This window comes from Acidithiobacillus sp. TH-A36, from assembly GCF_057473445.1.
In genome coordinates, this window is record NZ_JBYCKP010000050.1 from 1 (window position 1) to 9,520 (window position 9,520).

11 protein-coding genes are annotated in these 9,520 nt (G+C 54.1%); 4 read left to right on the top strand and 7 right to left on the bottom strand.

Annotated features, from left to right (window positions below):
* Nucleotides 1–51 precede the first annotated feature (51 nt).
* From AC2VLY_RS01260 to AC2VLY_RS01280, 5 genes are all read right to left on the bottom strand, one after another.
* On the bottom strand, nt 52–1,077 hold the full coding sequence (locus AC2VLY_RS01260) for a L,D-transpeptidase family protein (protein WP_486921640.1): 1,026 nt from the start codon (nt 1,075–1,077) through the stop codon (nt 52–54).
* Nucleotides 1,078–1,104: 27 nt separating this feature from the next.
* The gene (locus AC2VLY_RS01265) at nt 1,105–1,374 is read right to left on the bottom strand and encodes a hypothetical protein (protein WP_010642386.1); all 270 of its coding nucleotides are present in this window, start codon (nt 1,372–1,374) and stop codon (nt 1,105–1,107) included.
* Between the two features lie 12 nt (nt 1,375–1,386).
* A complete protein-coding gene (locus tag AC2VLY_RS01270) occupies nt 1,387–1,638 on the bottom strand; it encodes a hypothetical protein (protein ID WP_010642385.1) in 252 nt (83 codons plus the stop codon).
* 68 nt (nt 1,639–1,706) lie between these two features.
* Entirely contained in the window at nt 1,707–2,810 is a 1,104-nt protein-coding gene (locus tag AC2VLY_RS01275; RefSeq protein ID WP_010642383.1) for a cytochrome d ubiquinol oxidase subunit II, read from the bottom strand.
* A 71-nt stretch (nt 2,811–2,881) separates the two neighbouring features.
* Nucleotides 2,882–4,348, bottom strand: coding sequence for a cytochrome ubiquinol oxidase subunit I (locus AC2VLY_RS01280; RefSeq protein ID WP_010642381.1), 1,467 nt, complete (start codon nt 4,346–4,348; stop codon nt 2,882–2,884).
* A gap of 327 nt (nt 4,349–4,675) precedes the next feature.
* Here AC2VLY_RS01280 and AC2VLY_RS01285 point away from each other — a divergent pair, with 327 nt between their 5' ends.
* Genes AC2VLY_RS01285 through AC2VLY_RS01295 form a run of 3 tightly spaced genes read left to right on the top strand, consistent with a single transcriptional unit; the run spans nt 4,676 to nt 7,081 of the window.
* Nucleotides 4,676–5,542 carry a ferritin-like domain-containing protein gene (locus tag AC2VLY_RS01285; protein WP_486892336.1) on the top strand — a complete coding sequence of 289 codons (867 nt, stop codon included), beginning with the start codon at nt 4,676–4,678 and terminating at the stop codon, nt 5,540–5,542.
* Nucleotides 5,535–6,554 carry a tRNA (adenosine(37)-N6)-threonylcarbamoyltransferase complex transferase subunit TsaD gene (gene tsaD / locus AC2VLY_RS01290; protein ID WP_486921641.1) on the top strand — a complete coding sequence of 340 codons (1,020 nt, stop codon included), beginning with the start codon at nt 5,535–5,537 and terminating at the stop codon, nt 6,552–6,554. The genes AC2VLY_RS01285 and tsaD overlap by 8 nt, the downstream gene beginning before the upstream one ends.
* Entirely contained in the window at nt 6,551–7,081 is a 531-nt protein-coding gene (locus AC2VLY_RS01295; protein WP_486891712.1) for a tetratricopeptide repeat protein, read from the top strand. The genes tsaD and AC2VLY_RS01295 overlap by 4 nt, the downstream gene beginning before the upstream one ends.
* On the opposite strand, the gene plsY is transcribed toward AC2VLY_RS01295, so the two are convergent.
* The gene (gene plsY / locus AC2VLY_RS01300) at nt 7,078–7,674 is read right to left on the bottom strand and encodes a glycerol-3-phosphate 1-O-acyltransferase PlsY (protein ID WP_486921642.1); all 597 of its coding nucleotides are present in this window, start codon (nt 7,672–7,674) and stop codon (nt 7,078–7,080) included. The two genes, AC2VLY_RS01295 and plsY, sit on opposite strands and share 4 nt — an antisense overlap.
* A gap of 66 nt (nt 7,675–7,740) precedes the next feature.
* Here plsY and folB point away from each other — a divergent pair, with 66 nt between their 5' ends.
* Nucleotides 7,741–8,100, top strand: coding sequence for a dihydroneopterin aldolase (gene folB, locus AC2VLY_RS01305; protein WP_244947544.1), 360 nt, complete (start codon nt 7,741–7,743; stop codon nt 8,098–8,100).
* On the opposite strand, the gene rimO is transcribed toward folB, so the two are convergent.
* On the bottom strand, nt 8,097–9,440 hold the full coding sequence (gene rimO / locus AC2VLY_RS01310) for a 30S ribosomal protein S12 methylthiotransferase RimO (protein WP_193650392.1): 1,344 nt from the start codon (nt 9,438–9,440) through the stop codon (nt 8,097–8,099). The two genes, folB and rimO, sit on opposite strands and share 4 nt — an antisense overlap.
* Nucleotides 9,441–9,520 lie beyond the last annotated feature (80 nt).

The following is a 9,520-nucleotide window of genomic DNA, read 5'->3' on the forward strand; positions in this document are numbered from 1 at the left end:
AAACAAAAGTCGCTGCAAAGCACCCACGGCAACTGCCGTTTTTAGGTTTATTCAGCCAGCCTTACTGGCTGCTATTTCTCGAATGATTTTTTTCCTCAACAGGGCTGCGCGGTCAAGTTTTGCTGGTTTCCTGTGGTAATGCCCCATGACCGAAACGATGTCCCCATAGTGTAACAGGGCGTAAACCTTGCGTGCGTTTTGGTAGGGTTCTTCCACGCAACCGGCACTTTGAGGCCATCCATAGCCTTTGCGGGGATAAAAGTGAATGGCGCGGCCATCGTAAAAGTAGTTTACGAAATGCACATTGGGCGCGGTATAGTGTTGCCAGCGGACATGATATCCATGATAAATACTTCGGTCTGAGGCAGGGAGTAAATGGTATTGCTGGGGGCTGACCGCAATAGGGAATTTACCAGTCATGGTGGTTTTGGCAAGGCGCTGATAAATTGGCCAGCTACCATCCGGGGTGGAGTGCATGACCCCGGTGTTGACGACTGTCCGGTAAATCCATTGTCCTTTTCCCTGGGGATCGGGTGGCACCTGCCAGATCTGCAAGTGCTCCGGGTGCGTGCTCTTGTCTACCTTAATCCATTGAAACGGAAAACGATTTTTTGGGATTGGCGCGCGCAGGGACGAGAGGACTTCCGGAGTAACCCGCCCGCGTGAAATGCCTCGGCGATTGAGCAAATGATCTGCGCGTTCAAACTGTATCAGGCCGCTACGAAAAGCGGGATTATAGGGAGAATAACCCCAGTTGTTGGAAATTTTTTGCAGGGCCCGGGGCACGGGAATATTCCATGCGGCGACTGTATGCAGGCCCCCATAACGACCCATATACGTGCCATAAACCAGGTGTACGTATCCAGTAAGGGCGAGAATTTGCCAGACTTGTTGCCAATCTTGCGGGTTTTGTGTGCTGGTACTGGTACTGGTACTGGTACTGGAATCAAAAGTGTTGGCGAAGGCTGAAGCATTTGCTGTTAATGCGCCTGTTACGCAGGCTGCAGTTAGAATGGCTCCTATTTTTGCAGAAAGAAACCGGGAACGTGATTTTTGATGGTGATGGCGTAGTTTCATACGGATATTCGACACGTCTGGATGATTTTAGTTCTCTGGCTCAGGCTCATGCATGGTATTTTTGATGATTTTTAATAATTTTTGGCAACGATTGATTTCGGCATCCATAATGGCAATTTGATCGTCCACTTCTGTGCGTGTACAAATATTTATGGATTGCAGCACTTCGGCACATTGCTCTTCGACAATGTCCAGCCGTGTTTCCAGTATATTCAGAACATCAAGCAGTGTGGGATGATGATCTTTTTCGGATTTCCCACGGGTTCTTAAGGGCTTATGTTGAAACCGTTTAATCAAAATATGCTCGTATCATGATAAATGAACCAGACCAATATCCTGTCTGCCAAGCACCAGTTTTTTGACCGAAGAAAAGTAGTGTTTGTAACGCATGATCTCGACAGAGAGCTCAAAACATTGGTCTGCTATGGTTTCGACATTTTCCGACGGCATGGATTTGCGGACTTCGCCGAGGCGGTCTGCAAGCCGTCCATAACGGGACTCGATATTTTCAATAATATCCAGCGCCGTACTTAAAGAGTTTTCATCATATATCGTAGACATTTTTTACCCCGTTTTAAAAAAGGCGATGTTCTGTTTCAGAAAATATTCAGAACATCGCCCATACGCTTTTAGTGCGCTCCGTAGGCCATCTTTTTACTGAAGCGGCCACGGAATACCCAAATCTGATACCAGTTGTACATGATCATGATGGGGAAGAAGCCCGTCATGAACAGGGTGAATACGGCAATGGAATCTGCCGGATTGGCCGCCTGCACAATGGTCCAGGTATTAGGCACCACGTAGGGGAAAATGGTCGCCCACATGGCCGCCCACAACAGGGCCACCACGCCAATACCCCACATCATCGCGCTGAAGTCCTTACGTACGGAGTGATTGGTGGAGGACTTGAAGGCGAAAATGAGCACGATAATGAACCAGATCAACCAGATCCACCAATCCGAACCGGTCCACTTGGCAGCCGCCCAGGGGAAGATGGCATAAGACCAGATCAGCGTCACCACAATGGCGGCCAATGCCAGCAAAGAAACGATGTTTGTCCAGGCGCGGGCCCGTTCATGAATGGAATCACCGGGAATGAAGCGGGCACATAAATACAGCCCCCCGGCAAGACTGGCGGCGATAACGGCACCAACCCCCGTCCAGATGGAGAAAGGCGTCAAAAAGTCGAGGATCCCTCCCGAAAAATGCATGACAGGAGTGGTGTAATCCTGGGCAAAAACGCCATGGGCGGCGAGGCCAGACTGCATGGCCAATCCCGATTTCATGGGAAAACCCTGGAGGGTAGCACCCAATGAAACACCGGCAAAAAAGGTCGCAAATAAACTGCCGACAGCAAACGCCCAACCCCAGAACCGTTTGCTTTTCTTGGCATGAATGTGAAATTCGAAGGCCACTGCCCGGGCAATAATGCCCCAGAGCGCAAACATCAGTGGAATCATCAGATAATTGAAAGCCGAACCGTAAACCAGTGGAAAGGCGCCGAAAAGCACGCCACCTGCCACGACCAGCCAGCTTTCATTACCGTCCCACATGCCGGCCATGGAGGCCATAATGGCGCCGCGTTCTTCTTCGTCCTTGGAAAACACAGCGAAAATGCCAGCGCCCAGGTCCGTACCGTCCGTGGCGATGTACAGGAAAAAAGCGAGTGAAAGGAGCAGCCACCACCAGGTCGTCAATGTCCCGGCGATGCGTCCTATTGATAAAAGATCCATAAATGACTCCAGTAGCTTGTGCGGGGAGCTCTGCTCCCCGTCATGATTTTGAAAACGTCAGAGAGCGCTGATCAGCGATCCGAACGCAACATGGGCTTGCTGGCGAAGGTCGGCGTCACATGACCGCCACCGGCTTTAACATCTGCAGCATCCGCATGATCATGATCAAACAGCGTGCTGGAGTCTGGAATTCCATCCACCCCTTTCTTGATGACGCGCGTAAAGAAGTACCAGGAACCTGCCCACACGGTGAGTTCGAAAATGATGTAACCCACCCACCAGATGATTTCCATGGCGACAGGCATATGGCTGGTTCCCTGATAGGTCCGCATCAGGCCGTTAACCACCCAGGGTTGCCGTCCCACTTCACGGGTCCACCAACCACACCAGATGGCCAGGTAAGGCAGGAATGCAGAGAACACCAGAGCCCGCAGAAACCAGGGGCGCTTACGCAATTCTGTAGCATTGAGCTTGCCACGCAGGCGCAACCAGTTACCCCAGATGGCGATAAAGAAGAGGAAGAAGCCGATGGCTACCATGACCCGGAAAGAGTAGAAAGGTACCCAGACATCGGGGCGATCTTTGGCCGGGAAGCTGTCCATACCCGTAACCTTACCATTCAGGGTATGGGTTTCGAGCAGGCTCAGTACATGCGGAATGGTAATCGCAAACACATTACCGTCATTTTTGGCGTTGGGAATGGCAATCAGATGCCAGCCGGTATTCACTTTGCCATCGGGCAAATAGGTGTGATAGTGGCCTTCCATAGCCGCCAATGAAGTCGGCTGGGTATGGGCGACTACACGACCAATACTGTCACCAATGAAAATCTGCAAAGGCGTAACAATGATCAAGGCCAACAGTGCTGGTTTAAGCAGCTTGGTGAAAAGGTCAGCGTTACGGTTTTTCAAAATGAAAAATCCGCTGAGTCCAACCAGTACAAATAATGCCAATTCCACAGTGGCCACCCACATGTGAGGAAAGCCCCACTGGAAATTGTCATTGAGAATGGCATTCCACCAGTTGGTCACCTGGAACAGTCCATCTTTCAGGACAACGCCATCAGGCGTCTGCATCCAGGAGTTGGCTACCAGAATCCACATGGCCGACAAGGAAGAAGACAACCCGACGTTGAAAGTGGCAAACAAATGCATGCCCTTGCTGATCTTGCCCCAGCCAAACACCATCAGGCCGATGAAACCGGCCTCATACATAAAGGCGGTAATGGTTTCAAAGCCAAGGATGTTGCCGAAGAAGGGGCCGACGGCCTGAGAGAAAGGACCATAAAGAATACCAAAGGCCATTTCCATGGTGACGCCGGTGGCGACACCTGCGCCAAAATTGATGATGAAGATTTTTTCTACAAAGCGGTTGAGTTTGTACCAACGCTCATTGCCAGTACGTAGCCAGGCGACTTCCATGATGAAGAGCAGCCAGGACATGCCGATCGTCATAGGCGTCCAGAGAATGTGCATGGAAGTAATCCAGGCAAAATCCAGACGGCTGAGCAAGATCGGGAGAGAGTTTTCGATGATCATAACTTCCACCCCATAAATTTTGTGAATAAGACAAACTTTGTTGCACCGACACTCTTGCAAGGCTTATGCCAATATTACTAATTACTGTAATGCTTTGAATTCTGTTCGACTGGTCGGATGTTTGCATCATTTGCGGTTGATATGCACCGCCATAAAGTGGTTTAAAACCACCAGTGGTGAAAATTAAATACAACAAAAAAGTGTTATTATTTTTTTATATTATCTATTTCGTTTATCAGGAGGCGCTGATAAATGGCTTTCCACAGAATCAGGCAGCGCATGTGTTATATTCTGTGTTTTGAATGGTCCGGAAACAGGTGCGTTGACATGATGCATGTCACTGAAGAAAAGCAGCATCGGGATTTTGCTACAGAGGTGTTGAGCGCGCTGTTAGCCACAGACCCAAACGAAAAAGTGACACAGGTTCGGGCACTGCACTGTACGGGTGCAGTGCAGGTGGTACTGTTGCCTTGTCCCGGTATCCCGGGGCGACCTGCCCGTCCTGAGCTGGTCGCGCCCAAAAAACTACCCAGACGCCGGGCGCTGGGCACCCAGGCCGGTCGTTTTGCCCTGCTCCATGCCCTGGCTCATATTGAATTTAATGCCATTAACCTGGCTTTGGATGCGCTTTGCCGTTTTGTCGGTCTGCCCGTAGCCTATTACCAGGACTGGCTGCAGGTTGCCCAGGAAGAGGCGGAACATTTTGTTCTGCTGCGCGGGCTGCTCCAGGCTATGGGTGGTGATTATGGTGATTTACCTGCCCATGATGGTCTCTGGGAAATGGCTATGGATACAGCGACTGATCCTCTGGAGCGTATGGCGCTGGTACCGCGTGTTCTCGAGGCGCGAGGTCTGGATGTGACTCCGGCTATCCGCGAGCGATTGCAGGAGGCAGGAGATTGCGCCGCCGCCGCTGTGCTGGAACGTATTGAAAGCGATGAGCGTGGTCATGTAGCCATTGGGAGTCGCTGGTTCCGTTATTTGTGCAAACAACGTGGATTGGATGCAGAACAGGCTTTTCGCCAGTTGCTGCAGGAACGCTACCGGGGCCGTATTCAGGGGCCGTTGGCCCTGGAAGCGCGGCGCGCCGGAGGTTTTTCCGAACAGGAGTTGCTGTGGTTACAAGAATGTGTCGTCCAGAATCAGCGCCCGGTGATGGGTTCTGCGGCGGAGGAGAAATCGGCGCATGTCTGAATCGGCCACCACCCGTATTCTGGGTATTGAAAGCTCCTGTGATGAGACCGGCCTGGCTGTGTATGACACCCTCCAGGGTTTGCTGGGTGAAGTCCTGTTCAGCCAGATTGATCTGCATGCGCCTTACGGCGGGGTGGTTCCAGAGCTGGCCTCCCGGGATCATGTGCGCCGGCTACCGCTGCTGCTGGAACAACTCATGCTGCAAACCGGGGGGCAACGCCCCGATGCCGTAGCCGTCACGGCGGGGCCGGGATTGATTGGCGCCTTGCTGGTGGGCGTGAATTTTGCCCGGGCGCTGGCCTTTGCCTGGGATATTCCGGTTATTCCCGTTCATCATCTGGAAGGGCACCTGCTTGCCCCCCTGCTCAATGGCGTGGTGCCCTTTCCTGCGGTGGCTTTATTGGTTTCCGGTGGGCATACCATGCTCATTGAAGTACGGGGGCTGGGTGATTATGTTTTGCTGGGTGAAACCCTGGATGACGCAGCTGGTGAAGCTTTCGATAAAGCCGCTAAAATGCTGGGACTAGGTTATCCAGGAGGGCCGGCTCTGGCAGCTCTGGCGGAAGGTGGTGACCCCGAGGCATTTCGTTTGCCAAGACCTCTTTTGGATCGTCCTGGCATGGACTTCAGCTTCAGCGGGTTGAAAACAGCCTTTCGTCTGGCCTCCATGAAAGTCCCTGAAGAGGATATGACCCAGAGAAAAAATCTGGCTGCCAGTTTTCAGCAGGCGGTGGTCGACACCCTGTTTCGGAAATGCCAGCGCGCCTTGCAACACACCGGTCTGAAGCGTTTGATTGTGGCGGGCGGTGTGGGAGCCAATCGTGCCTTGCGCAGTGCTTTGCAAACCCTGGCTGCAGAGGGCGTAGAATTATGTATCGCCGATTTGGCCCATTGTACGGATAATGCCGCAATGATTGCCCTGGCTGGCGCCCTGCATCCCGAAATGGCCCAGTCTGCCAGTGCCGATTTCCCGGTAAGGGCGCGTTGGTCGCTGGTCAAGGAGGAAGCATGACGGGTGAATCTTTTTCTCTGGATACAGAAGTAGAAGAACGGGCTGCCGTCGATCCGGATTTTCAGCAAGGTCTGGACTGGCAGCAGACCGGTCATCCCGAAGAAGCGGCAGAAGCCTTCAGGCGTTCATTGGACGCGGATCCTGGCAGCGCATTGATCTGGACGTTTTATGCCTGGGCACTGGCGGCATCGGGGGACAGTCATGGCGCAATTGCCGCCTGCCGACGGGCCATCGCCTGTGACGCCGAGTGGGGACAGGCCTGGAATGATCTTGGCGAATACCTCATGGATACCGGACGGGAAAATGAAGCCCTTTTTGTGATTCGGCGGGCGCTGAAATCCCGGCATTTTGATGCGCCGCATCTGGCGCAAATGAATCTGGCGCGCTATTACCTGCATCAGGGCAGCATGCGCCGTGCCCTGGCCGCTGCTCAGGAAGCGCAGCATTTGGCGCCTGGATTTCGTCCTGCCGAAAAGCTGGCGCAATGGATAGACGAACGCATGCAGGAATGGAATATCCGCGATTAGGATTTTTTGAAGGGCGTTTCGCGGCCATCGAGCAGGCGCTGAATATTACTGCGATGCCGCCAGAGGATCAGGATGACCAGCACGATAATCAGGGCATGCAGGCTGCTGCTGGCAGACAAAGCAAAAACAAGGGGTATCGCGCTGGTGGCGGCCAGCAGCGCGGCGAGGGAGGACACCCGCATGACGGCAAAAACCACTATCCATACACCCAGCACCGATAATCCCAGTAACGGCATCAGCGCCAGCAGGGTACCCATGGCCGTAGCCACTCCCTTACCCCCCCGAAATCCAAAATAAACGGGATACAAATGGCCGAGAAAAGTCGCCAGTGCGACGGCGGCCAGGATCCAGCCTTCCGCACCCAGCCATCGGGCGACCACAATGGGAATGACGCCTTTGATCAGATCGCCGCAAAGCGTCAGGGCTGCGGCCTTTTTGCCGCCGATGCGCAGAATGTTGGTTGCCCCCGGATTCCCGGATCCGGATTGCCGGGGATCACCCAGGCCCATGGCGCGACCTACCAGAATGGCGGTCGCGACAGAGCCGATCAGGTAGGCACCCACAATGAAAACAATATCAATAATGACAGACATGCAGTGCGTTGGCCCGGAAAAGCGCTATTATAGGCCCAGACGCGACGCCTTGTCGCATTTTTCGGGATGCCTATGGATATTCTTTTTGTGCGGGAGCTGAAAGTAGATACCCGCATCGGTATTTATGACTGGGAACGGCAGGTCAAGCAGACCGTTTTGATTGATCTGGAAATTGCCGCCGACACCCATGCTGCCGCCCAATCGGACAAGGTGGAGCAAACCATCAATTATCAGACGGTCTGTCAACGCCTGGTCAGTCACATCAGTGCTTCTGAAGTGGAGCTGGTGGAAACACTGGCCGAGCAGATTGCCGATATTATCCGGGGTGAATTCGCTGCACGTTGGGTACAGGTGACGGTGCACAAACCGGCGGCGGTGCGGGGCACCCGTGATGTAGGGGTACGCATAGAAAGGGGCAAGGATTAACCCAGACTAAAACAGTCTGCGTAGAGGTCGTGGTCGTCCGCCCTGGTGATCTGCACGGCCAGGCGGTCACCGACCTTGAGGCCGCCGGCATTACTCAGGTGGACCACACCGTCTATTTCCGGCGCATCGCTGACCGAGCGGGCTATGGCCCGGCCCCCGCGTTCCAGGGCATCTACCAGCACCTCACGACGCTGACCCACATGGCGCTGGAGCCGTGCACGGCTGATGCCTTCCTGCACCCGCATGAATTCGCCGCGACGTTCTTCCCTGACTGCTTCCGGAACGGCACCGGGCAAGGCGTTGGCGGGTGCGCCTTCGACCGGAGAGTAGGCAAAACAGCCCACCCGGTCCAGTTCGGCAACGCGCAGAAAATCCAGCAGTTCTGAAAATTCGGCTTCGGTTTCACCGGGAAAACCGACAATAAAAGTGCTGCGGATGGTCAAATCGGGCACCTGTTGCCGCCAATGGGCAATGCGCTCCAGCGTTTTTTCGGCAGCAGCAGGGCGGCGCATGGCCTTGAGAATCCGGGGACTACCATGCTGCAGGGGCGCATCCAGATAAGGCAGGATTTTTCCCTCTGCCATGAGCGGCAGCAATTCATCAATATGGGGGTAGGGGTATACATAGTGCAAACGCACCCAGACACCCAACTCTCCCAGTGCCGCACAAAGATCGGTGATCCGGGTTTTGATGGGGCGCCCATCGTGAAAGGCCGTGCGATATTTGCGGTCGACGCCGTAAGCTCCGGTGTCCTGGGAAATCACCAGCAATTCCTGGACGCCTCCAGAAACCAGGGCTTCGGCTTCCCGCAAAATATCACCGGGTTCGCGACTGACCAGTTTGCCACGCATGCTGGGAATAATGCAGAAACTGCAGGACTGATTGCAGCCTTCGGAAATTTTCAGGTAAGCGTAGTGCGCCGGAGTCAGGCGCAGACCCTGGGGAGGAACCAGATCGGTATAGGGGTCATGGAGGGGCGGTAGCGCGCTGTGAATGGCCTCCAGTACCGCGCCAGACTGCTGTGGACCCGTAACGGCCAGCACCCTGGGGTGCACATTGCGGATAAAGTCCCCGTTATCCTTGGCCCCCAGACAACCGGTGACGACCACCTTGCCATTTTCATCGAGGGCTTCGCCAATGGCTTCCAGCGATTCTGTCACCGCTGCGTCAATAAAACCGCAGGTGTTGACTACCACCACATCGGCGTCGGCGTAATCGCCTACCAGCAGGTAGCCCTCAGCCCGCAACTGGGTAAGGATACGCTCGCTGTCCACGGTGGCTTTGGGGCAGCCCAGGCTGACGAAGCCGACTTTCGGGGTTTTGCCGGGATGCTTATTCAAAAGGTGTTACTCACGCTGACCACTCCGGGGACGGCGCCGACAATGCGTTCCACCACCTGTTTGAGATCTATGACCGCGTT

Bases quoted from the DNA above. Each gene is read 5' to 3' on its own strand.
- AC2VLY_RS01275 (WP_010642383.1), bottom strand. From the start codon at position 2,810: ATGGATCTTTTATCAATAGGACGCATCGCCGGGACATTGACGACCTGG.
- AC2VLY_RS01285 (WP_486892336.1), top strand. From the start codon at position 4,676: ATGATGCATGTCACTGAAGAAAAGCAGCATCGGGATTTTGCTACAGAG.
- AC2VLY_RS01280 (WP_010642381.1), bottom strand. From the start codon at position 4,348: ATGATCATCGAAAACTCTCTCCCGATCTTGCTCAGCCGTCTGGATTTT.
- AC2VLY_RS01260 (WP_486921640.1), bottom strand. From the start codon at position 1,077: ATGAAACTACGCCATCACCATCAAAAATCACGTTCCCGGTTTCTTTCT.
- AC2VLY_RS01295 (WP_486891712.1), top strand. From the start codon at position 6,551: ATGACGGGTGAATCTTTTTCTCTGGATACAGAAGTAGAAGAACGGGCT.
- plsY (WP_486921642.1), bottom strand. From the start codon at position 7,674: ATGTCTGTCATTATTGATATTGTTTTCATTGTGGGTGCCTACCTGATC.
- folB (WP_244947544.1), top strand. From the start codon at position 7,741: ATGCCTATGGATATTCTTTTTGTGCGGGAGCTGAAAGTAGATACCCGC.
- AC2VLY_RS01270 (WP_010642385.1), bottom strand. From the start codon at position 1,638: ATGTCTACGATATATGATGAAAACTCTTTAAGTACGGCGCTGGATATT.
- tsaD (WP_486921641.1), top strand. From the start codon at position 5,535: ATGTCTGAATCGGCCACCACCCGTATTCTGGGTATTGAAAGCTCCTGT.